Below are 22,991 nucleotides of genomic sequence, written 5' to 3' on the forward strand. Positions count from 1 at the left end.
ATTAATTATTTAGGTTTTAAAACTCAAAAACAGAACTGCCCATATATTTTCCTCCAAGTTGCTCGTTGATCCTGAGTAGTTGATTATACTTGGCAAGTCTGGAAGATCCTGCTACTGAGCCGATCTTTATTTGTCCGCCATTCAGACCAACCGCAAGATCGGACAGTGTCGCATCCTCCGTTTCACCGGATCTGGCAGAAACAATTGTCTTAAAGCCCGCATTCTTAGCCATGTTCAGAGTAAATACGGTTTCTGTAAGCGTGCCTATCTGATTCATTTTTACAAGAATAGAATTGCCCGCCTTCAGATCAAATCCTTTTTGTAAACGTGCCGGATTGGTAGTAAACAGATCATCTCCAATCAGCTGAATATGTTTACCCAGCCTTTGGGTCAATAATGTCCATCCTTCCCAGTCATTTTCAGCAAGACCATCTTCGATGGAAATTACAGGATGATCTTTAGTCCATTTCTCCAGCATATCAATCATTTCCACGGAGCTCAGGGAGCGGTCTTCGGAATTCAGGCGGTAATTATTTTTTTCTGCATCATAAAAATGAGAAGAAGCAACATCCAAAGCAATGGCCACATCTGTATGAGGTTTATACCCGCATTGATGAAAGACTTCCGACAAAACCTCGAGCGCTTCTTCATTCGATGAAAGCTGAGGACCAAAACCGCCTTCATCAGCAAGCAGGTAGGCATTATGTCCTTTTTTGATCAGGACTTCCCTGGTCTTCCAATACACGTTGTAGATCATTTCCAGCGCTTCCGGATAGGATGTAGGTGATACTGGAATAATTAAGAAGTCCTGCAGATCGATATTTTTACCGGCATGCAATCCCCCACTGATGATATTAACCATGGGAACAGGAATTGAAAGCTCTTCTCCTGCAGGAAGATATTTTTTAGCCAGATGTCTGAACAAGGGCAGACCTGCCTCATTTGCTGCGGCGTGGATGCATGCAAAAGAAGCCCCTAATATAGCATTGGCACCAAGATTCGACTTTTCTGCAGTTCCATCTATTTTGTTCATCAGATTATCCAGATGTGCCTGATCCTCAATATCCTGACCAATAAGAGCAGATCTGATGATGGTATTGGCATTTTCAACCGCCTTCATTACTCCCTTTCCTCTATGACGGGTTCCGCCGTCCCTTAATTCAAGCGCTTCAAACTGCCCTGTAGAAGCTCCTGACGGAACCATCATCCTGCCCGATATTCCGGATTCCAGAATGATATCAACCTCAACTGTAGGGTTACCGCGTGAATCAAATATTTCTCTCGCTCTTAGATCTTTAATTTTAGACATGATGCTTTTTATTCCCGGACCCAAAAAGATCCATTTTATTAAATTAATTATAATTTTTAGTTCAAATTGTATTGCTGCTCAATAGCATTCATGACATGGGTATCAGGTGCTGTATTTTTGATCCAGCTAATCGCTACCATCCTGATGATTTGCTTCAGATCTTCATCCTGAATATAATTTACCGGTGATTTACCATCCATTCTTGCCAGCAGCATCAGTCCGAGATGAGGCAAAAGATTGCTAACCTTCCCTCTGTACGAATCGAGAAAGGCCCTGATCAAACTTAAAATCTCTTCATATTTCTTGAGATGCCAGGCTTTCAGCATGAGGTGTCCAAGACAATAGGCCAGATCAAAAACAGGGTTTCCCCAGTGCGCCACCTCAAAATCGATCAGAACAATTTCGCCATTCTTTTGAACGAGCATATTCTTGGGAGAGAAATCACCATGCACCAAACAGGTCTTTTCCAACGTGAGCTCGTCAATTAATTTATTGATAGCTGAAGTAAGTTCAGGATACTTTTGAATCAGGAAGCGGTGAAAAGGATCTATTCTAAGCTGGTTGAAATATTTCTGGTCGCTGAATTCGGCCTTCTGCTCTTCATCAATTTTAAAACTCTGAGAATGTATCTGGCTCAATAAAGAGGCTGCACTCTTTGCAGTGCTGACATTAAAAACACCACTGATCAAAAGATCCTTCCAGGTTTCGACACCCTCTTCAGCGCAGGTCATCATATACACATGATTGGTATAATCTGTATGCAGCACCTTAGGAACATTTGAATCAGGAACGATACGTTCGATCTGCTTCATTACATGATGCTCCCGGTGAATGCGTTCTACATCAGAGAACCAATCTACTTTTACATCCAATTTTTCAAGCGCCTGCTTAATCACCCAGCGGTCATTGTTCCGGACTATCTTCCAAACCCGGCAGGATACCCCGCCGGACAGATACTCCACCTGTACAACATCATCTGAACTAACCAGTCCTTCTGCTAACAGGTATTTCTTTACTTCTTCAATAGTATCAAGTGTCATCAGAAAAACTACCAGTAAATACCGTACATAGCAGCAACGAAGCCAATGACCAGCAATGCTCCAACTGTAAATGCTGCTGTAGGACGGAACATGCTCTTGTCAACCTCCAAACCATTAGGTGTAACTCCATTGCGATTTTCGTACATGCTGATAAAGTACATCAAAACCACACAGATCAGGAATACAAAACCCATCCGGTCAATGAATGGAATTTCATATACTCCATCGGCATTCGGAATTGCATAACCGGATGCGTAAAGGAATTCCAGATCTATATAGTTGGGTGAGATCTTAAACAATACTGATAAAATAAAACCACCTACCGTTGCAAACAAAGCCGCATTTGAAGTGGTCTTTTTCCAGAAGAATCCAAGCAGGAACATGGCAAAAATACCGGGTGAAACAAAGCCGGTATATTCCTGAATGTACTGGAATCCACCCTTTTTATCTATCCCAAGGTAAGGGGCAATGGCTACTGCCATGATCATGGAGATTACAATTACAAGGCGTCCTACCTGCACCTGCTTATTTTCACTTGCCGAAGGGTTTATTTTCTTTTTATAAATATCAAGAGTAAAAATTGTGGCGATACTATTTGCTTTACCCGCCAGGGAAGCCACAACAGCGGCAGTAAGGGCTGCGAAAGACAGTCCTTTTAATCCCACAGGAAGGAGGTTCAATAATACCGGATAGGCACGATCGCCTACTACTTCCCCATTCAAAGTCATCTCAGTAGTAAAGACCCCTTCTTTGTAAAGAACAAAGGCTGCAATTCCAGGTAAAACAACAATTACAGGCATCAATAATTTCAGGAAAGCAGCAAAGAGAATTCCACTGCGTGCTGTTTGCAGATCTGCACCAAGCGCCCTTTGAGTGATATACTGATTACATCCCCAATAGTTCAGGTTTACGATCCACATACCTCCAACCAATACAGCAAGTCCCGGAAGATCCATATAATAAGGGTCGTCCTTCTTAAAGATCATCTTAAAATGATCCGCTGAATTCTCTGTCATCAAATTGAAACCGTTAAGTGCTCCGGATGATCCGTAATGTTCAGCAACCAGGTCCAGTGCAAGGTAGGTAGTGACCAATCCGCCAAGAATCAGAAATACAACCTGAATCACATCCGTATAGCCGATCACATTCATCCCCCCCAGGGTAATGATCACAGCAAATACTGCCAGAGCGATCATACAGAGGCCGAAATCAAGTCCCGAGATACTACTGATTGCCAGAGCCCCAAGGAAGAGTATGGAGGTAAGATTGACTACTACATATAAAAGCAGCCAAAATACGGCCATGATCATCGCTACTGTATCATTATACCTCGTTTTTAAAAACTGAGGCATCGTATAGATCTTATTCTTGAGATAGATAGGAATGAAAAATACAGCCACAATGATCAGGGTTACTGCTGCAAGCCATTCATAAGCCGCAATAGCGAGTCCCATAGTAAATCCAGAGCCGCTCATCCCAATAAATTGCTCTGCCGAAATATTGGATGCGATCAATGATGCACCAATGGCCCACCAGGTGAGCGAATCTTTCGCAAGAAAATAATCTTTGGAATCTTCATGCTTCTTTTTCTTGTATACATACCATCCGTAGGTACTTACAATAATGAAATAAATAAAGAAGACTATATAGTCAGGAGTTTGCATACTCTTAATAGATTGAATTACTAAACCTATTAAAAATTTTGCAATAATTTACATCAGGAAGCAGGGATAAAAAAGGAATGTATTTTTCCTGCATAATCCTGCTAAAATGATTTTTTCATACTAGCTAAAATCAGGTATTCAAGCTTTTAAAGTAGTGCAGAGCAAAGGCAAGATTGCGGGAGGGAGTTCTGAAACAGCTGCCACAATCTAATGCCAATGGGCATTGGATTGAAGTTTTATTAAATTAATTGCGGTATGGATTAGCTAAAAATAATTTGAGGTTATCAATAATCATAAATTTATAAGGCAGACTCATTTTCATTTAAATAATTGTAATTTGGATATAAACTAAATGAAAATCGGAAATTAGGATTAGCATATCTTAAAAAGATTTTACACGTAGTTTAGCAGCTTCCTGCTCATTTTGTATTGCTAGAAGCAGGCTTCAAAATTATTTATTCAGGTGCAGCGTATTGTTAATAACAATTATAAAATCACAGCTATGAATCGTATAAAATTTCTGATATTACTGATCATACCCTCCTTTATTGTCGGTATTCTAATTGGTTATTTAGATGAAATGTATGGAGACAAATATTTCAACCTCGTAATAAGTCTTTGGATAATTGTCTATATACCTCTTCTGCTTATTTTCAGAATGAGAAACCTGGGCTTTACAATAAAAGAAGGGTTCAAAGCAATGGTTCCATTTTGGGGTTCTAATCTTAGAAATAGAATTTGGTTTGAAAAATAAATAATTAAGTACCCTAAATCCAGCCCATGATTATCAGGATAACAATTCCACAGATTTTCAGCAAGCTATGGGATGAGTTTTTTTTCAGTTAAGTATTCTAAAAATTACGAGTATTTTTAATAGGCGGTAAGCTCACCGCGCAGGTCTGTTTCAAGGTACTCAGCAATTTTTTTATTGCTTCTTACATTGCCCAAAAGGTACATCAGCTTTGTAACAGCTGCTTCAAAGGTCATGTCATAACCACTTACCACACCCATTTCAAGGAGTTCTCTGCTGGTTTCGTAACGGCCAAGCTCCACAGTACCAACCTTGCACTGGGAGATATTCAGGATCAGCTTACCTCCGCTTATTGCTTCTCTTAAAAGATCAAGAAACCATTTCTGAGTAGAGGTATTACCCGAACCGAATGTCTCCATGATCACGGCTTTACATTCTGCTGAAAGAGCGGCTTTTACAATTGCCGGACTAATACCCGGATATAATTTCAGAATTCCTATTGCACTATCCAGTTTAGTATGAAATTTGACCGGATCTCCACTGGGTTTCAAAATGACATTTCTGTTGAATTTCAAATAAACACCGGCCTCGGCAAGTATTGGATAGTTTGGAGATCTGAAAGCTTCAAACTTTTCTGAATTATATTTGAATGATCGGTTAGCTCTAAAAAGTTTATAGTCAAAATAGATGCAAACTTCAGGGACCATTGTCTTTCCCTTACGTTTTTCTGCTGCAATCTCCAGAGCAGTGATCAGATTTTCCTTGGCATCTGTACGGATCCCATTGACAGGAAGCTGTGAACCTGTAAAAATAACAGGCTTACCCAGATTTTCGATCATAAAACTCAGAGCCGATGCAGTGTAAGACATGGTGTCTGATCCATGCAAGACTACGAAACCATCATAGTTGTTATATTCCTTTTTGATCAGTTGAGCAATTTCCTTGTAAACCTCAGGGCTCATATTGGATGAATCGATCAATGGATCAAATGAATGAACTTTAAACTGGTATTTCAGCCTTTTCAGCTCGGGAACATGATCTGTGATCTGCTCAAAATTGAAAGGTACAAGTACCCCCGATTTTGGATCATTAATCATACCGATGGTCCCTCCGGTATAGATAATCAGAACATTGGTCATGGAATGTTTTTATTTTTGGTTAGGGATAGTAAAGATATAAAAAGTGTTCAAATGAGGCTATTTATGAAGAAATATTTGGTTTTTTTGATTTTTGTCTGGTCTTAACGGGGTAATTTATATTTGTTTCAGGCGATGAGGTAGCTTATTGTGAAGAGAATTTGTTTTTTGCCTGTGGCAAAGAGAATTTGATACTTTTTCTTGATAAAAAGTATCCAAAAAATCAAGAAAGAACCCCGAATGAAGATCGGGACAGGCTTCGCTTCCATCGCCGAGGGCAAAACACCTGGCCCGCCGTTCTTTCATCCCACCGCTCGAGTATTCTGCTTCATTTGGGATTAATTTTCATTAATCGAAATCACACAGGGTACTAAGATGATCATTTCCAAGTTATGAATGTTCATCCATCAACAGCTGCGTACAGGGCTATGATAGTTTCTTTATGAGATGCTATTGGATCTTCCGCCCTGTCCAATGCCGCGCAAAACGTTTATCAAGGCTTAGCACAATTATTTTTATCCGACACGCTAGCACCGAACTTTAATAACCGTTCTTCCGCCTTGGCTGGTGCGGCACGCACACAACTAGCCAAACCACTGCCTTTCATAGCATCAGGCGCAGCGGTGGGATTTTGGTACTTTTTTCCTACAGAAAAAGGACTAGGCCCCGCGGCTATGAGCGGGCGAAACATCATAGGTGGTTGGTGGGAAACACCAACCAGGAAATCTAAACCCCAAACACTAATCTTGAATTCCTGGTAGTAACTTCCGCTATCTCATCCAAACTAACATGCTTCAAATCAGCCAGTTTCTGTGCAACATAGATTAAATAACTGCTTTCATTCGGCTTGCCACGAAATGGAACAGGTGTCAGATACGGAGAATCAGTTTCAAGAACGAGATGCTCCAGTGAAATATCCTGAACAACCTTATCCAATCCGGAATTCTTATAAGTTAGTACTCCCCCAATGCCAAGGTAAAATCCAAGTCCAATTACTTTTTCTGCTTGATCTAAAGTACCTGAAAAGCAATGAAATATTCCTCTTAGCTTTTCATCCTTCAATTCACAGAGAATTTCAAAGATCTCATCAAAAGCTTCACGGCAGTGTATCACAATTGGCAGATCCAATTGCTTTGCCCATCCGATCTGGGTACGAAAAGCTTCCTGTTGTATAGTTAAAGTTGTCTTATCCCAATGGAGATCAATACCTATCTCACCAATTGCATAGATCTTTCTTTGCGCAATTTCCTTGTTGATTATGGAGAGCTCTTCTTTAAAGTTTTCCTTCACATCGCAGGGATGAAGTCCCAGCATAGGAAAACAATACTCCGGATACTGTTCTGAGAGACCAAAAACTAAAGCCATTGATTCAGAATCTACATTAGGAAGGAACAACCTGCTGACCTTATTATCAAGGCTTCTTTGCATCAGATCAGAAAGTTTCTCCGGATCTGTTTCGTAATATAAATGAGTATGCGTGTCGGTTAAGATCATGGTGCAAATTAACAAAAATGCCCTCAGGTTTCGCTGAAGGCATGTAATCTTATTTTATCAGGTGTTTAAGCTGAATAATTTCCTTTTCTTCAAGGTATCTCCATCTTCCTCGCGGAAGATCCTTTTTTGTCAGGTGTGAATACACCACACGGTCAAGTTTCACAACTTCATAACCAAGGCTTTCGAAGATCCTGCGTACAACTCTGTTTTTTCCGCTATGGATCTGAATACCAACTTCTTTCTTACTTCCGCCAGCTACATAGCTTACCTGATCAGGTTTGATCAATCCGTCTTCAAGTTCAACACCAAATGCGATCTTATTCATATCACCCTGGGATAAACTCTTGTTTAGTTCAACCTGATAAAGTTTAGTGATGTTATTACGTGGATGAGATAATTTCTCAGCAAGGTCCCCATCATTGGTCATCAGAAGCAAACCGGTTGTATTACGATCCAATCGTCCAACAGGATAGATCCGTTCACGGGACGCTTTTTCAACAAGGCTCATCACTGTCTTACGCTCCTGCGGATCGTCGGTTGTAGTGATATAATCTTTCGGCTTGTTCAATAATACGTAAACATTTTTTTCACGCTTAAGTGCCTCACCATTATAGCGAACTGAATCTTTAGCAGGGTCTACCTTAAAACCAAGCTCTGTTACAGGTTCACCATTTACAGAAACTACACCTGCCGCTATCAGCTCATCAGCTTTACGCCTGGAGCAGATCCCTGCATTTGCAATGAAACGGTTTAAGCGAATCAGGCCGTCATCTTCCTTAAGAGGAGCCGGCTTTTTACTGCGTTTATTTACAAAACGCTCTTCGGAACTCCATTTATTATCTTCCGATCTTAATTTCGGACGATCAGATGAAGAATATTCTTCTTTTACCCTTGATTTGAATGGCTTGTCATTGAATCGCTTAGCCGGAGCATTTTTATCTGAGTATTTATTTTCGCGGGCTGCGAATGGTTTATCGCCCTGTGGTCTGTCACTTTGAGGTCTGTCGCCAAATGGTCTCTTCTCTCCTGATGGTCTGTTACCATAAGGTCTGTCACCCTGAGGTCTGTCGCCAAATGGTCTTTTCTCACCTGAAGGTCTGTTACCGTATGGTTTGTCGCTCTGAGGTCTGTCGCCAAATGGCCTCTTCTCTCCTGAAGGTCTGTTACCGTATGGTTTGCCACTTTGAGGCCTGTCACTTTGAGGTCTGTCGCCGTATGGTCTATCACCCTGTGGCTTTCTGTTAAATGAACGTTCTCCTGAGGGCTTATCTTCAGCTCCACCAGATCGGCCAAAGCTTTTCGGACTTCTTTTCTCAGAAGAGAAACTTGATCCTGGCTTATCGTCTGTCTTCTTAAAACCGGTTTTAAACGGTCTTTTTGAATCATCCGAAAACAATTTCTTTTTTGTGTTGTTTGTACTTTCAGTTCTGTCTGTTTTAAAAGAATTACTTTTTGCAGACGAACCAGAAGTACGTTTTGATTTTTCGGATTTGTCGTCCCGACTGTTCCTTTTGTTTTTGAATGGCATGATAAACTTTTTATCTCTTTAAAAGAGGACCACAAATCTAATCAAAAATACCGAAAGAGAGCTGATAAATCGAGAAATACGCCGGAAAATATAATCCGGAAATTTATAATAAACCAGGCCCATTTACAAGGGCCATTTCATAACTATTTGATAATTAGATATATATTTATATCTTTGTCAAAATTTTACTGTTTGGAATTAAAAAGAGAGGTTAAAATGATAAGGAAACACATAATAACGTGTTCGGGGATGTTGGGCTTGCTGTTGACCGCCAAGTTGTTTATTTTTAGTACACCAGCTGATTTTGATACGTTCTTAAATATCAGCTTAGTCCCCCAAAAAAGCGAAATTACTGTCGAACCATACTTTAATACACTAAGATTCGCAGATGAGAGTCTACCCCTTGGCGACCAGAGGATCAAGACCAGAATGAATGCTTCACTTCGTGCTCATTCATACCAGAAGCTACAGACTTCAAAACTTCACAAACAAGCAGAAAAATGGTTTCCGGTGATTGAACCGATATTGAAAAAATATGGAGTTCCTGCCGACTTTAAATATATGCCATTGGTAGAAAGCGGACTTAAATCAGGCACTTCACCAAAGGGAGCATCCGGTTACTGGCAATTTATGCCGCAAACAGCCCGTGATTTCGGATTGCGCGTTAATTCTGAGATGGATGAACGCCAGAACATGAAAAGATCAACAGTTGCCGCCGCAAAATATTTAAAGTCTTTGTATCGTGAGTTTGGAAGCTGGACATTAGCTGCAGCTGCCTATAATATTGGCGAGGGAAGCCTCAAGAGGCAGATCAACAAGCAAAATCAGGACAATTATTTCAAAATGAAGCTGAACAGGGAAACGGCATCTTATGTGTATAAACTGATCTCCATGAAAGAGATCATCGAAAATCCAACCCGCCATGGTTATACCAGCCGGGTGAGCAGGCTTTTGGCAAAAAATGCTAATTCAGACGAGGAAAATTTTCCGTTTGAAGCAAAGAAAACTTTAAAATCGCCGCAAATTTTAAGAAACTAACAATTATAAACTGGACAGAGAGGGCTGAAGAAATTCAGCCCTTTTCTGTTTAATACAGTATAGGCTTGCGAAATAATCCGCACCACCTAAAAAATCTCGTCCCCATATCTCTAATCCACAGCGAATTCCCATTATTTGTGACCCTGAAAAAATAATCCCTACCTGAAAAAATCGCATCTTTGCAAAAATTCAGAGCGAGTATTCAATTTATGAATAAATCTAACCCCGATCTTGGCGAGCAAAGTGAAGTAGAAGTATTTGGTGCCAGGGTTCATAATTTAAAAAATATAGATGTTTCCTTCCCACGAAATAAGCTGGTTGTTATAACCGGCCTGAGTGGAAGCGGGAAATCATCACTGGCATTCGACACCATATACGCTGAAGGACAGCGCAGGTATATGGAGACTTTCAGCGCCTATTCCCGTCAGTTTTTGGGAGGAATGGAACGTCCTGATGTAGATAAAATCTCCGGCTTAAGTCCGGTGATCGCTATTGAACAAAAAACAACCAGCAAAAATCCTCGTTCAACAGTCGGCACAATTACTGAGATCTATGATTTCATGCGCCTGCTTTATGCACGTACAGGGGAAGCTTATTCCTATGTCAGCGGCCAAAAAATGGAACGCATGACCGAGGATCAGATCCTGAAAAGCATTCTCGAAAAATTTGAAGGACAGGCAGTAAACATATTGGCTCCGGTAGTAAAAGGGCGTAAAGGACATTACCGAGAATTATTTGAACAGATCCGCAAGCAGGGTTATTTAAAGGTTAGGGTCGACGGAGACATTTTAGACCTCTCTCCTAAAATGCAGCTCGACCGCTATAAGATCCATGATATTGAGATGGTCATCGATCGCTTACTGGTAGCTGAAGCAGATAAAAAGCGGCTGTACGATTCTATCCAGTCGGCATTGAAGGTTTCAAAAGGTATTATCAAGATCAGCGATAAAGAGAACAAAGAATTTTTCTATAGTAAATATCTGATGGATCCTATTTCCGGGATATCCTACGATGAGCCTCAGCCGAATACATTCTCATTCAATTCACCTTATGGTGCTTGTGAACGATGCAGCGGACTGGGATATATATTTGAGGTGGACCGCCATTCGGTTATCCCGAACCCAAAGCTCAGCATTATGCAGGGTGGTCTGGCCCCGCTAGGTGAATACCGTGAAACATGGGTTTTCCAGATCCTGAAAGCACTTGCCAAAAAATACAATTTCTCGCTCTCCACTCCGATCGAAAAAATTCCTGAAGAACTTATCGAGATAATTTTAAATGGATCGGAAGATATCATCAGCGTTCCGGTAGAGTACAATAAATGGAATGTACAGAACTATCAGATCTCCTTTGACGGTATCATTAAGATGCTGGAAGAACAGACTGAGCGTCGTGGTGATGATGTTGGGGAAGACCTGGAGAACTTCCGGGTACTGAAAACCTGTCCGGAATGTTTTGGTGCACGCCTCAAAAAGGAATCACTTCACATTAAGGTTGACGAGAAAAACATTTATGAGCTTGCCTGTATGGATATTTCCACGCTGAGCAAGTGGTTCGAGGGACTGGAAAGCCGTTTAACAGAGAGGCAAAATACCATTGCAAGAGAAATATTAAAGGAAATACGTTCCAGAATTGGTTTCCTGCTGGATGTGGGATTGAACTACCTGACCCTGGACCGTACTGCCAAAACATTATCGGGCGGTGAGGCACAACGTATCCGATTGGCAACACAGATCGGATCGCAATTAGTAAACGTGCTTTATATCCTGGATGAACCAAGCATCGGACTGCATCAAAGGGATAATGCCCGATTGATATCTGCCTTGAAAAACCTGCGTGATATCGGAAATACGGTACTCGTTGTGGAGCATGATAAAGACATGATCATGAATGCCGATCATGTGATCGACATGGGTCCGGCTGCAGGTGAACATGGTGGTGAAGTAGTTGGGCAGGGAACTCCTGAAGAGTTTTCTAAAGCTAATACATTAACCAACGACTATATCAGCGGAAGGAAAGAGATCGCTATACCTGCAGAAAGGAGAAAAGGTAACGGAAAATCACTGATTCTTAAAAATGCAACCGGGAATAACCTCAGGGATGTTTCTGTTGAATTTCCATTGGGAAAACTGATCTGTGTGAGCGGAGTTTCAGGAAGTGGTAAATCCACTCTGATCGCTGAAACGCTCTACCCTATTCTTAACCATCACTTTTTCAGGGCTAAGAAAAAGCCAATGCCCTATAAAAAAATTGAGGGACTTGAACATATCGACAAAGTTATAGAAATTGACCAGACTCCTATCGGACGTACTCCAAGATCTAATCCATCTACATATACCGGAGTTTTTTCAGACATCAGAAACCTCTATGTTATGCTTCCTGAAGCAAAGATCAGAGGTTATAAACCGGGACGATTCTCTTTCAATGTAAAGGGTGGACGTTGCGAAACTTGCCAGGGTGCCGGAATGAAACTCATAGAAATGAATTTCCTGCCTGATGTACAGGTTCCATGTGAAGAATGCAGCGGAAAGCGCTATAACAGGGAAACATTGGAAGTTCGCTACCGTGGTAAATCGATCAGCGATGTGTTAGATATGAGCATCGAAGAGGCCGTGGCTTTCTTTGAACCTATACCAGCTATTTACCGTAAGATCAAAACATTGCAGGAAGTCGGCCTTGGATATATTCGCCTGGGACAATCATCCACTACTTTATCAGGAGGCGAGGCACAACGGGTTAAACTGGCGACTGAACTTTCTAAAAAAGATACCGGAAACACCTTCTATATTCTTGATGAACCAACCACAGGACTCCATTTTGAAGATATCAATGTGCTTTTGGGTGTACTGAACAGATTAGTAGATCATGGAAATACTATACTTGTTATCGAACATAACCTGGATGTAGTTAAAGTTTCCGATTGGGTGATCGATCTTGGTCCGGAGGGCGGTTCAGGTGGTGGTCAGATCCTGTTTGAAGGCACACCGGAAGACCTTATAAAGGTTAAGGATAGCCATACGGGGAGGTTTTTGGCTGCGGAGATGGGTGTTGGGGTAAGTAAATAGTTTGTTTTATCAACAGGCTGAACTGAAATCATTATGCGTGGAGAAATCCCCAACCGATTGTCATCTGTCCCGAGTTGAAGCAGGCATTAATATTAATTTTTATGAAAGTCAAATAACCTTTTTATTCTAAATTATCTCAGGTGGCTCCTATTGCTGTTCAGGGCTGTCAAACAATTATCCAGTTCTGTCCAAAAATCTGAGGGATTGAAATGTCTTTCAAAAAGAATATTGCTCAAAAGCACACTTATGCCCTTCCTTCAGCTCCTCAATTAATGACTGAGGCTCAATTACTTTCATAGCATCACCGAATGAAAGCAATTCCTTTACCAGATCAAATGCAATGTAAACCTTTAATTGAATGCGCAGTTCTGTTTCATTATCAATGATAATCTTCTGGCTATGATGCAATGGCAGGGTTTTGAGATATTTACCCTGGTCCGGCCTGATGGACAGAACAACTTTTTCAGGGATAGAACCGACAACTGAACTGATAATCCCAAAACTATCCTTAAATATATCTCGTGGGTTAAACTCGACAGGGATTCTAAACTTCTTTTTAGTGATTTCGGGATTGCTGAGCCTGTCTAAAGCATAGGTTTTGATCATGCCATCTGATAAGTTCTTGGCAATCAGGTACCAGCGACCCCTAAACTCCTTTAACAAAAATGGATTGGTTTTTCTTAAATGAGGCTTATCCTGCTCAAAAGACTGATAATCAAAATTTAGCTGCAGCCGGTTTTTTATTGCGTGAAGTAATCCGTGAAAATTCTCCAATCCGATGGATTTACGTTTCTCAAAATCAATGTACTTCGAAACATCACGGCTGACTGTTAATGCACTTAATGTTTCAAATGCTTCTAGAGTACGCTCATTAAATCCTCCATTCTCAGCAATTCGGATCAGATATTTCTTCCGTGAATAATCATATTCTATTTCAATCTGATAGAGGGAATAAATATCATCAAGGTCACGCTGAAAAGTACGGGCTGAGATATTCAGATCATAACCCTGAATATTAGACTCATTCTCCAGGTATGCCTTTATTTCCTTCAAGCTTGCAGCCGAGGAACGAAGACAACGGATAATAGCACTATAGCGCAATAAAGTTTCTCTTTTAGACATCAGAAATATAATAAGAACCTGTTCATTAAAACCATTTTGCGGGTCAAACTACCGGCTTAGTTCATCTTTATATCTTTCAACGATGCGCTCAAAATAATCCTGAAAGTCAGGTTCATTAAAGCTTTCAAATAGGTTGATCCAGTTATTGTACGGGGAATCAGATTTTTTAGCTGTTTCTAACCATTTATTTTGAAATAATCCATATCTCAAATCAGAGTAAAATGAATTCTGAAATTCAAAACACAAGGCTTTAGTATTACGAGATTGAAATTTAAAAGCCCCAAACCTTGCACTTAACTTATCTCTGTCTATATGGAGTAATAAGTCCTTACTGTCTGCTATTTGTTTAAGTATCCTTAATATTTTCGTAATTGTTTCCCCCATACTTGCCATAAGGGGTTTGCTAAACCAGTCGGAATATAAAGCCAGTCCTATAGTTTTTCTTCTGTCATCCGTTATTTTCCAAGCAGAAGGATGGGTCATACCATAAACAGGGATATTATTTATTTCAGTCTTTTGTAAATCTCCGGCAATTAGTACTTCCGACTTTGAACCGGATGTAAAAGATTTAAAACACTTATCAATCCCTAAGCACAGTATTTGCTTTGGCTGAATTATTTCAAAAATTAAATATTTTGATAATTGAACACATGTATCATATATTTCCTTCCAGTGTTTACCGGTACTGGCTATAAACTCTTTATAATCATCGGAGTTGAAATATAAAATATTCATATAGACAATCTTATCCACAGTAAACAGAACTTGGAGATCTGGATGTACTGCAACAGTTTTCTTCAGATTCTTTAAAATATTCCATTCTTTTTTCTCCTCCTGACAGTATCTACCTCCGTAATACCATTGGTTCTGCTGAACAAATACTTCTGGCGTCATCCTTCCGGCTTCTTTCAAGCCCCACTTTTCATTACTGTATTGAGCCTTATAACTATCCTTTCCTCTTGGATTCAGGCCTAAAATAAGAACCTCCGGGTTATATTGGGGCATGGATTGAAAAGCAAAAAAAGCTCTGTCAATTTTCTTCTCCATATTCAAATTATGGCAGTATTCAACGGTTAATTCAGCCCATTTATTAAGCTTTTCATTATAGTCAGAGTATTTAGCAACTTCAGTGCTAACCTCGTTCAGTAAATCAATATTCATGATTGGATTGGGTTTAAATTTAAAATATTAAGATAATATAAGTTAGGATATATTAGTTGAGAGTGTCATTAATTTTATAGAGGTTTTAATTAAGCACATTTGCACGAAACCCAATAGAGCTCAGTCTAACTAACTCCTTAAACTCCTTTTCCTCCTGGTTATAGATGGCCGTAAGGGTTTGCGGACTATCAATCTCCGATTTAAAACCCAGTTTATTGGAAAGTGCCTGCGCCTTATTTACTTCCAGTTCTTTGAACTCGTACTTAGCGATCAGTCTGCCCTTCCTTAATAAGGCACTATCCACCTTAGAAATATCGGTATTAAATGAGCAAATGATCTGAATGTTCAGGCAATCGGAAAGTAGTCCATCAGAGATATTAAGCAAGGTTGAAACCGGAGAATTTCCGTCTTTCTCCCGGTCCACGATAATATTCTCAGCATCTTCAATAACAAATATGGAATCCGGATTTTCTATCAGGACAGAGATCAGGTTTGGATCTGCAATAACCGCCGCCATATTGGGAGGAAGAAAAATAACACTCTTTTTTACTGATCCTATAAGATAACGGATGTATGAAGTCTTACCTGTACCCGGCTTTCCGTGTAATAGAATTAATCCCTTATCCTTTTTCTTAGAAAGCCTTTTTAAAATGGTCTGATGTATTTCCATGAAATCATCATTGTAATTATCCCTGATATTCAATTTAGGTTTCGATATTTCCAATTCCTTGGTATCAATTCGTCCATGCGAATTAACGAGCAGTGAAATTTCAGGTCCTGCTTTTGCCCTTCTGAATTTTTTGACCTTCATAACAAGCGCTTCAACCTTTGATATCTCTGTTTGTTTAAAAAGAAATCTGACAGATAAATTATTAGAATCAAAATATACCAGTAAATCTTCATACAAAAAGTATATCATATCATCGGCCTTAGACTCTTTAATATTATTATCCCACGTTCTTTTATTAAAATAGCTTTCCACTATTTCATCTTTATATGTGTCTGCGAACCATTTTATTGATCTTTTACAATCTATCCCTCCCTCCAAGATTATGTTCGGTATGCGATTGAAATGCCCTATGAACATAGTGAATTCATTATAAGATCCTACCCTGGGGTCAAATACATGAGCGAGATCCATTTTCACTGTTGTTTTGTCCAGATTAAATGCCTGATCCTGTCCCTGATTTAGATTTATTTCCATATTTTTTTCTTTAATCATACGAAGGTAGATGTAGACTAAGTCAAAATATGGCGTAGTAAAATTATTTAAGATAGATTATGTTTTGCAACTTTTAGTGTCTTTAGATAATTATTATTTCTTCGCTATTGCTACTATCACTAATCCTTCCACCCTTTTCCGTAATTTAGTACATGCTCCAGCTACTCACGTCTTCCCAAACCAGGGAAGCAGATGCCCATACCATTAAAAACAAGCCCATCAGTTCGCTCGATCTTATGGAGTCAGCATCCAATGCATTTATCTATGCATTTAAACAAGATGTGCCCACTATTGACAGCCTGATCAGCGTTTACTGCGGGACAGGAAATAATGGAGGAGATGGGCTAGCAATTGCCCGCTTATTAAAAGAGAATGCATACGATCGGATCTCTGTTAAGATCGCCCGATTCTCAGCAAAGGAAAGCGCTGATTTTAGTGCTAACCTTGAACGCCTGAAATTGACAGGAATTCCCATCACTGAAATCACAAATACGGATGTCTTTCCTGAAGAAAATGCAGAAGTAATCATTGACGCATTAATTGGTTCGGGATTGAACAAGGCACTGCAGGGTGATTTGAAATCACTCGTCATTCATCTCAATCAGCTTCAAAAAAAAGTTATTGCAGTAGATATTCCCACCGGATTGCCATCTGAAGGCCCCATTGATCCGGATGCCTGCATTTTAAAAGCATCACTTTGTGTCTGTTTTCAAAGGCCAAAGATAAATTTCTTCTTCCCTGAATCTGCAAAGGCATTAGAGCGGTTCAAAGTTGTTGAGATCGGCCTGGATGAGCAATTCATTCAGTCACAAGCTGGTCCATGGAAATACATCGAAGAAAAAGACATCAGATATAGTATCAAACCACGAAAAGCATTCAGTCATAAAGGAACATACGGACATGCCCTGATAATTGCCGGTTATACGGAGACCATGGGCGCTGCACTTCTTTGCGCAGATGCCTGTCTGCATTCAGGTGCCGGACTCACTACTGCATGTATCCCTGAAAATGGCTATAGTGCATTGAACAGTTTTGCTCCGGAAGTTATGATCTTGCCAAGGTCTGAACTAATTTTAGGTAAATCACTTGAAAAGTACAGCTCAATAGCAATAGGACCAGGCTTAGGTACCGACAAGGAAGCTACAGATTTGCTTGAATATGTACTGAATTTCAATAAGGCCCGGATAGTTATTGATGCAGATGCGATCAATATTTTAGCCGCAAATACTGAACTTCTTACGAAGCTGCCTAAAGATTGTATTATCTGTCCGCATGTTAAAGAATTTGACCGGCTTTTTGGCAAATCTAATTCCTGGTGGGATCGGGTGACATTGGCTCTGAAAAAAGCAAAAGAGTTCAATCTGATCATCCTCTTAAAGAATCAGTATACCTTTATTGTAACTCCTGATGGAGATATCTTAATCAATCCTACCGGAAATCCAGGAATGGCTGTGGGTGGCATGGGAGATATTCTGACCGGTATGATCGCTTCATTTTTGGCACAATCATATCCAGCAATAGAGGCTGCGATGCTAGCCGCTTATATTCATGGAGCAGCAGGAGATCAGTTAATTCAAATGAATTCAATCCCCCCAAGATATATAACAGAACAGATCCCTGCGTTAATAAAAAGATTTACTGCTCCTGATTGATCTGAAAAGTTTAATGACCCGGCTTTTTTTTCAGCCGGTATGAATAACAGTTAAGATGCTTGTTTAAAACTCGAACAAATGTTTTTCTGCATGATAAGAAGAACGAACCAGTGGTCCGCTTTCCACATATTTGAAACCCATTTCCATACCGACAACCTTGTACTTCTCAAACTGCTCAGGAGTGATCCAGTCAACAACAGGATGATGACTACGTGATGGCTGCAGGTATTGCCCTAAGGTTAAGATATGAACACCAACGGCAAGAAGATCTGCCATTGCTTCCAGAACATCCTCTTCAGTCTCTCCCAGTCCAAGCATAATACCTGATTTTGTCCTTAATCCTGCTTCATTTATACGGCGAAGACACTCCAAACTACGGTCATACTTAGCCTGAATCCGAACTTCCTTCGTTAAACGGCGTACTGTTTCCAGATTATGTGAAACCACTTCCGGACGGGTAGCCAGTACACGGTCAAGATTATCCCACACACCCCTGAAATCAGGAATTAAAGTCTCTAAAGTAGTATCGGGGCTTTCCCTTCTGATCGTATTGATTGTCTCAGCCCAGATGGTAGAACCGCCATCTTTCAGATCATCACGGTCTACCGAAGTGATCACGCAATGTTTTACCTGCATCAACTTCACCGAATTGGCTACACGGTTAGGTTCATCAGTATCCACCGCCAATGGTCTTCCTGTTGCAACAGCACAAAAAGAACATGAACGGGTACAGATATTCCCCAGTATCATAAATGTAGCTGTTCCCGCCCCCCAGCATTCACCCATATTAGGGCAATTACCACTCTCGCAAATGGTATGAAGTTTATGGGTATCTACAAGGCTGCGAACATGAGCGTACTCTTTTCCAACCGGAAGCTTAACACGAAGCCAGTTTGGCTTGCGCTGCATTTGATTAACTGGGATAACCGGTAATTCGATCATGGGGCAAAAGTAAAGAATTTTAGGAAGATTTGAGAGTCAATTATTCAGTTCTGTTATTTTGACATTGGAGTGTTATTCTGCAGAAGATTCTTAAAAATGATAGGCATACACTCATATATTTATTTATTTTTGAGAATAAACACTATTACAATCTGTAAAATGGCAACTATTGAGACCACCTACCTGGGCGACCTGAGAACTGAAGCAAAGCATGTTTTATCCAGCAACGAAATAATTACTGATGCACCATTAGATAATCAGGGCAAGGGAGCAGCATTTTCACCAACCGACCTTATGTCGGCATCATTGGGAAGCTGTATGTTCACGATCATGGGAATTGCAGCCAGAGAGCATGGGATTGAAATTGACGGTAGCAGCTGCTCCATAACTAAAATCATGGCGTCAGAACCAAGGAGAGTAAGTGAAATTCAAATCAGCTTCAACTTTCCGGATATCAGGTATACCGACAAACAAAAATTAATTCTGGAAAGAGCCGCAAGAAATTGTCCGGTGGCAAAAAGTCTGCACCCTGATCTGATTCAAAGCATCAGCTTCAACTTTCAGGAATAATTAAACCGAAAAGAATATTTCTTAATATTTGACAGTTTAGGATATCTGTTCCGCAAGATCTTCTGCAGAGATCTCACCATGCGAAGTTTCGTAGATACATTCGCCATTTTTTATCAGAAGTATCTGAGGTGATTCGTGATACACATTAAATTGCTGGGCAATAGTATTGGAGACCTCTCTGTTACTTATCAGATCAAGAAAATAAACAGAAGTACCTTCAGGAATAGCATCCCAATCATGCTCAAACCTTTTTTTCGCCATCATACTTACAGGGCAACGTGTACTATGCTTAAAAATTACACTATAGCCTTCAGCATCACTTATACTTTTTAATTGCTCGAGATTATTTAATGTGATCCAGTTCATTATAATACCTTATAAATTAGGATACAAAAGTATCAAAAATGGAGATTTGGCCGGTCAGATTCCGGTCAAATTGAATTAAGAAAAAAAAATGCAGAATTAACGTCTTGACTTTGGATAAGTTCCATAAGCCGGACATAGTCTTGACGAACATGCCTGTAATACTGTTGTGGCTAAAAATAAGGCAATTACGCCAATAACTATTTTCTTCATGTTTGAAGTTTTTTTAAAACTATTGAATTAAGTCCAATAATCAAACTTTATTTTACAGATTCAGGGAAGGCTTAATTCCTGCCATCATTATTGCTGTTACAGCAGCTTCTTCACCCTTATTTCCATGCTTGCCTCCGGCCCTGTCAAGTGCCTGCTGCAAATTATCAGTTGTTAACACGCCGAAGATGACCGGTTTAGTATGTTTGATCGAAACTTTTGTTACTCCATTGGCTACAGCATTGCAAATAAAGCCAAAATGAGGGGTTTCTCCCTGGATCACACATCCAAGACAAATAACCGCATCCAGGTTTTTAGAGCCCAGCAAAATATCAGCACCAGAGGTCAGCTCAAAACTTCCCGGAACTTTTATAGTTGTGATATTTTCTTCCAGAGCACCATGCTTCAATAGTGATGAATAAGCACCTTCATATAATGCTCCTGTAACTGCGGCATTCCATTGTGAAACAATGATCCCAAATTTGTAAGCCTCTGCTGAAGGGACTTCGATATGGGAGAAATCTGATAGACTCTTTAAGCTTGTAGCCATAGCTGAAAATAATAAATGGCTGTTACCGGAATATCAGGTAACAGCCATTTGAAAAAATATTTTTACTGTTGTGCTTCTGCACGTGCAATGTAGGTATCAACTGAAGCAGCTTCAACGCTTTCAGGAAAATCAGTTCTGATCTTATTATAAGCATCAGCTGCAGATTTAAAATCCTTTTGCTCCTCGTAAACCAATCCTAGTTTTTTAAGGAATAGCGGACTGGTAAAGGCATTTTTACTTTTATCAGCAGCTTTTTTATAAAAAGTTATTGCTTTTGAATAATCTTTCAGTTCGCTATAAGCATCACCAAGCATTCCAAGAACTAATGGATCAATGATAGGACTACCAGTGCTGCTGTATTTACCCAAAGCATCAGTAGCTTTTTGAAACTCACCCTTCTGAAGATACAAACCACCCAGGTATGCGTTTGCAAGATTGGCAGATTTTGTATTTGAATACTCTTCTACGATCTTCTCAAAACCAGGATATGAACCATCGCCCGATATCGCCCTGTCTTTAAGCGAGTCGATAGCTAAATATTCTTCAGCTTTAAACATTTCATTAGCTGCTTTCTCTGCTCTTGGAGCAAGATAGAAATTCTGATAACCAAAGTATAAAAGCACTAAGGCAATAATGGCGGCACCAATTACGGCTAAGCTCTTTGCATTTTCCTGAACAAATTTGCTTGTGTTTCCAAGCTGATTGTCAGTTTCTGTTATGTTATGTTTTTGATCTTTTGACATTGGTATTTTAAAAATTGTAAACCCTCTCACTTAAACAATCCCGCAAAAATACATTTTTCAGACTAAGTATCAACTTTTAAATCAGAGAGATTGATTTTTTTTAAGGAAGATACCTCTAAAGATGGTCAGGATGATTTTATTTATTACAAAAGACATTCTTAATAGCCGCTATGTGATTAAAGGAAAGGAGCTATCTGTAAAAGATCATTACATTTTAGAAGAACTAAAAAACATTCAGTTTTACGAACTTAAAGAAACGAAAAGAGTAAATTTGCTGATTAGCTCTCAGTACTGGTATCAATATGTGGCTCCAAAAATTATCCGTAATAAATTTCAAAAATTATTCTGAAGCTGAATTAATTTTTTCGGATACAGTCAATGCCTTTACAGGAAATAATGGTGCCGGAAAAACCAATATCCTCGACGCCATACATTACCTTTCTCTTTGTAAAAGTTATTTCAATCCCATCGACAGTCAGCAGATCCGTCAGGGTGAAGATCTTTTTATGATTCAGGGAACATTTCAAAAAGACCAGAATGATGAAGTGATCTTTTGCGGGTTAAAGCGTACTCAAAAGAAGAAATTCAAACGCAATAAAAAGGAGTATCAGCGTCTGGCCGATCATATCGGAATTTTTCCATTAGTGATGATCTCTCCCAATGATATCAGTCTGATCATTGAAGGAAGTGAAGAAAGAAGAAGATTCATTGACAATGTGATCTCTCAGACTGACAGTCAATATCTCGATGAACTCATCAGCTATAACAAGAGTTTGATGAACAGAAATGCTCTCTTAAGACAGATCGCAATTTCGGGGAGGTATGATCCGGCATTGATGGAGATCTATGATGATCAGCTGATCCTTTCCGGAAATAAGATCTTCGAAAAACGGAAAGCTTTTATGATTGAATTTACGGAGATTTTCAACAAGCACTATCAATACCTGAGTGGGGATGCCGAGCAGGTGGAGCTGGTATACGATTCCCCTTTACTTCTGAACGACTTCTCCGACATCCTGAAAAAGAACCTGGAGCGCGACCGTATTCTGGAGCGTACTTCAAGCGGAATTCATAAAGATGAACTGAATTTTACCATACATGGGATGGTTTTGAAAAAATTTGGATCGCAGGGACAGCAGAAATCATTTTTGATCGCCCTGAAACTGGCACAATATACGTTCCTGTACAGGCAGAAAGGCTTCGAACCTTTACTGCTGCTGGATGATATTTTTGACAAGCTGGATGATGCCCGAACAACCAAGTTAATGAAAATGGTATCAGACAAAGATTTCGGACAGATCTTTATTACTGACACGAGCAGGAAAAGAATTGAAGCAATTTTCAGTGAACTGGATGTGCCGGTAAGTATTTTCGATATTGAAAAAGGAAATATTGTTGTTTAACATCAATTGAAAACAAAAGGTTAATAAT

19 protein-coding genes are annotated in these 22,991 nt (G+C 39.8%); 6 read left to right on the forward strand and 13 right to left on the reverse strand.

Annotated features, from left to right (window positions below; genetic code table 11):
- Positions 1-16 precede the first annotated feature (16 nt).
- Genes eno through BLR27_RS14235 form a run of 3 tightly spaced genes read right to left on the reverse strand, consistent with a single transcriptional unit; the run spans position 17 to position 4,013 of the window.
- Positions 17-1,309, reverse strand: coding sequence for a phosphopyruvate hydratase (gene eno / locus BLR27_RS14225; RefSeq protein WP_090705967.1), 1,293 nt, complete (start codon positions 1,307-1,309; stop codon positions 17-19).
- A 56-nt stretch (positions 1,310-1,365) separates the two neighbouring features.
- Positions 1,366-2,349: a phosphotransferase family protein gene (locus tag BLR27_RS14230; RefSeq protein WP_090705970.1), complete on the reverse strand. Its 984-nt coding sequence runs from the start codon at positions 2,347-2,349 to the stop codon at positions 1,366-1,368.
- 8 nt (positions 2,350-2,357) lie between these two features.
- Positions 2,358-4,013 carry a sodium/sugar symporter gene (locus BLR27_RS14235; RefSeq protein WP_407641188.1) on the reverse strand — a complete coding sequence of 552 codons (1,656 nt, stop codon included), beginning with the start codon at positions 4,011-4,013 and terminating at the stop codon, positions 2,358-2,360.
- Between the two features lie 502 nt (positions 4,014-4,515).
- Between BLR27_RS14235 and BLR27_RS14240 the strand changes: the two genes are divergently transcribed.
- Positions 4,516-4,767, forward strand: a complete 252-nt coding sequence (locus BLR27_RS14240; RefSeq protein ID WP_143007753.1) for a hypothetical protein — start codon at positions 4,516-4,518, stop codon at positions 4,765-4,767.
- Between the two features lie 116 nt (positions 4,768-4,883).
- Here BLR27_RS14240 and BLR27_RS14245 read toward each other — a convergent pair whose 3' ends face one another.
- The 3 genes from BLR27_RS14245 to BLR27_RS14260 form a co-directional block, all read right to left on the reverse strand.
- Positions 4,884-5,903: an asparaginase gene (locus tag BLR27_RS14245; protein ID WP_090705974.1), complete on the reverse strand. Its 1,020-nt coding sequence runs from the start codon at positions 5,901-5,903 to the stop codon at positions 4,884-4,886.
- Between the two features lie 723 nt (positions 5,904-6,626).
- On the reverse strand, positions 6,627-7,394 hold the full coding sequence (locus BLR27_RS14255; RefSeq protein ID WP_090705977.1) for a TatD family hydrolase: 768 nt from the start codon (positions 7,392-7,394) through the stop codon (positions 6,627-6,629).
- A 49-nt stretch (positions 7,395-7,443) separates the two neighbouring features.
- Positions 7,444-8,922: a pseudouridine synthase gene (locus tag BLR27_RS14260; protein WP_090705979.1), complete on the reverse strand. Its 1,479-nt coding sequence runs from the start codon at positions 8,920-8,922 to the stop codon at positions 7,444-7,446.
- Between the two features lie 216 nt (positions 8,923-9,138).
- Between BLR27_RS14260 and BLR27_RS14265 the strand changes: the two genes are divergently transcribed.
- Together BLR27_RS14265 and uvrA are read left to right on the forward strand one after the other, a co-directional pair.
- Complete coding sequence (locus BLR27_RS14265) at positions 9,139-9,960, forward strand: lytic transglycosylase domain-containing protein (RefSeq protein ID WP_090706041.1); 822 nt, start codon at positions 9,139-9,141, stop codon at positions 9,958-9,960.
- 209 nt (positions 9,961-10,169) lie between these two features.
- Entirely contained in the window at positions 10,170-13,025 is a 2,856-nt protein-coding gene (gene uvrA / locus BLR27_RS14270) for an excinuclease ABC subunit UvrA (RefSeq protein ID WP_090705981.1), read from the forward strand.
- Between the two features lie 216 nt (positions 13,026-13,241).
- Here the strand turns inward: uvrA and BLR27_RS14275 are convergent, their stop codons facing one another.
- From BLR27_RS14275 to BLR27_RS14285, 3 genes are all read right to left on the reverse strand, one after another.
- On the reverse strand, positions 13,242-14,147 hold the full coding sequence (locus BLR27_RS14275; protein ID WP_090705983.1) for a helix-turn-helix transcriptional regulator: 906 nt from the start codon (positions 14,145-14,147) through the stop codon (positions 13,242-13,244).
- 48 nt (positions 14,148-14,195) lie between these two features.
- On the reverse strand, positions 14,196-15,308 hold the full coding sequence (locus BLR27_RS14280) for a hypothetical protein (protein ID WP_090705985.1): 1,113 nt from the start codon (positions 15,306-15,308) through the stop codon (positions 14,196-14,198).
- A gap of 85 nt (positions 15,309-15,393) precedes the next feature.
- Positions 15,394-16,512 (reverse strand): AAA family ATPase, encoded by a 1,119-nt coding sequence (locus tag BLR27_RS14285; protein ID WP_176767712.1) that lies wholly within the window; start codon positions 16,510-16,512, stop codon positions 15,394-15,396.
- A gap of 170 nt (positions 16,513-16,682) precedes the next feature.
- Here BLR27_RS14285 and BLR27_RS14290 point away from each other — a divergent pair, with 170 nt between their 5' ends.
- Entirely contained in the window at positions 16,683-18,182 is a 1,500-nt protein-coding gene (locus BLR27_RS14290) for an NAD(P)H-hydrate dehydratase (protein ID WP_090705989.1), read from the forward strand.
- Between the two features lie 63 nt (positions 18,183-18,245).
- Here BLR27_RS14290 and lipA read toward each other — a convergent pair whose 3' ends face one another.
- The gene (gene lipA / locus BLR27_RS14295) at positions 18,246-19,124 is read right to left on the reverse strand and encodes a lipoyl synthase (protein ID WP_090705991.1); all 879 of its coding nucleotides are present in this window, start codon (positions 19,122-19,124) and stop codon (positions 18,246-18,248) included.
- 159 nt (positions 19,125-19,283) lie between these two features.
- Between lipA and BLR27_RS14300 the strand changes: the two genes are divergently transcribed.
- On the forward strand, positions 19,284-19,694 hold the full coding sequence (locus BLR27_RS14300) for an OsmC family protein (RefSeq protein WP_090705993.1): 411 nt from the start codon (positions 19,284-19,286) through the stop codon (positions 19,692-19,694).
- A gap of 36 nt (positions 19,695-19,730) precedes the next feature.
- Here BLR27_RS14300 and ytxJ read toward each other — a convergent pair whose 3' ends face one another.
- From ytxJ to BLR27_RS14315, 3 genes are all read right to left on the reverse strand, one after another.
- Positions 19,731-20,060 (reverse strand): bacillithiol system redox-active protein YtxJ, encoded by a 330-nt coding sequence (gene ytxJ, locus BLR27_RS14305; RefSeq protein ID WP_090705996.1) that lies wholly within the window; start codon positions 20,058-20,060, stop codon positions 19,731-19,733.
- A gap of 262 nt (positions 20,061-20,322) precedes the next feature.
- The gene (gene ribH / locus BLR27_RS14310; RefSeq protein ID WP_090705998.1) at positions 20,323-20,817 is read right to left on the reverse strand and encodes a 6,7-dimethyl-8-ribityllumazine synthase; all 495 of its coding nucleotides are present in this window, start codon (positions 20,815-20,817) and stop codon (positions 20,323-20,325) included.
- A 62-nt stretch (positions 20,818-20,879) separates the two neighbouring features.
- A complete protein-coding gene (locus BLR27_RS14315) occupies positions 20,880-21,560 on the reverse strand; it encodes a tetratricopeptide repeat protein (protein WP_090706000.1) in 681 nt (226 codons plus the stop codon).
- Between the two features lie 302 nt (positions 21,561-21,862).
- Here BLR27_RS14315 and recF point away from each other — a divergent pair, with 302 nt between their 5' ends.
- Positions 21,863-22,963: a DNA replication/repair protein RecF gene (gene recF, locus BLR27_RS14325; RefSeq protein WP_090706004.1), complete on the forward strand. Its 1,101-nt coding sequence runs from the start codon at positions 21,863-21,865 to the stop codon at positions 22,961-22,963.
- Positions 22,964-22,991: the final 28 nt, after the last annotated feature.

It is taken from the genome of Daejeonella rubra (assembly GCF_900103545.1).
Classification (GTDB): Bacteria; Bacteroidota; Bacteroidia; order Sphingobacteriales; family Sphingobacteriaceae; genus Daejeonella; species Daejeonella rubra.

Excerpts from the sequence above, each read along its gene's own strand:
- BLR27_RS14300 (WP_090705993.1), top strand. The coding sequence starts at position 19,284 with ATGGCAACTATTGAGACCACCTACCTGGGCGACCTGAGAACTGAAGCA.
- BLR27_RS14255 (WP_090705977.1), bottom strand. The coding sequence starts at position 7,394 with ATGATCTTAACCGACACGCATACTCATTTATATTACGAAACAGATCCG.
- BLR27_RS14315 (WP_090706000.1), bottom strand. The coding sequence starts at position 21,560 with ATGTCAAAAGATCAAAAACATAACATAACAGAAACTGACAATCAGCTT.
- BLR27_RS14275 (WP_090705983.1), bottom strand. The coding sequence starts at position 14,147 with ATGTCTAAAAGAGAAACTTTATTGCGCTATAGTGCTATTATCCGTTGT.
- uvrA (WP_090705981.1), top strand. The coding sequence starts at position 10,170 with ATGAATAAATCTAACCCCGATCTTGGCGAGCAAAGTGAAGTAGAAGTA.
- lipA (WP_090705991.1), bottom strand. The coding sequence starts at position 19,124 with ATGATCGAATTACCGGTTATCCCAGTTAATCAAATGCAGCGCAAGCCA.
- eno (WP_090705967.1), bottom strand. The coding sequence starts at position 1,309 with ATGTCTAAAATTAAAGATCTAAGAGCGAGAGAAATATTTGATTCACGC.
- BLR27_RS14285 (WP_176767712.1), bottom strand. The coding sequence starts at position 16,512 with ATGGAAATAAATCTAAATCAGGGACAGGATCAGGCATTTAATCTGGAC.
- BLR27_RS14290 (WP_090705989.1), top strand. The coding sequence starts at position 16,683 with ATGCTCCAGCTACTCACGTCTTCCCAAACCAGGGAAGCAGATGCCCAT.
- BLR27_RS14235 (WP_407641188.1), bottom strand. The coding sequence starts at position 4,013 with ATGCAAACTCCTGACTATATAGTCTTCTTTATTTATTTCATTATTGTA.
- BLR27_RS14260 (WP_090705979.1), bottom strand. The coding sequence starts at position 8,922 with ATGCCATTCAAAAACAAAAGGAACAGTCGGGACGACAAATCCGAAAAA.
- BLR27_RS14240 (WP_143007753.1), top strand. The coding sequence starts at position 4,516 with ATGAATCGTATAAAATTTCTGATATTACTGATCATACCCTCCTTTATT.
- ribH (WP_090705998.1), bottom strand. The coding sequence starts at position 20,817 with ATGGCTACAAGCTTAAAGAGTCTATCAGATTTCTCCCATATCGAAGTC.
- ytxJ (WP_090705996.1), bottom strand. The coding sequence starts at position 20,060 with ATGAACTGGATCACATTAAATAATCTCGAGCAATTAAAAAGTATAAGT.
- BLR27_RS14230 (WP_090705970.1), bottom strand. The coding sequence starts at position 2,349 with ATGACACTTGATACTATTGAAGAAGTAAAGAAATACCTGTTAGCAGAA.
- recF (WP_090706004.1), top strand. The coding sequence starts at position 21,863 with ATGTGGCTCCAAAAATTATCCGTAATAAATTTCAAAAATTATTCTGAA.
- BLR27_RS14265 (WP_090706041.1), top strand. The coding sequence starts at position 9,139 with ATGATAAGGAAACACATAATAACGTGTTCGGGGATGTTGGGCTTGCTG.
- BLR27_RS14245 (WP_090705974.1), bottom strand. The coding sequence starts at position 5,903 with ATGACCAATGTTCTGATTATCTATACCGGAGGGACCATCGGTATGATT.
- BLR27_RS14280 (WP_090705985.1), bottom strand. The coding sequence starts at position 15,308 with ATGAATATTGATTTACTGAACGAGGTTAGCACTGAAGTTGCTAAATAC.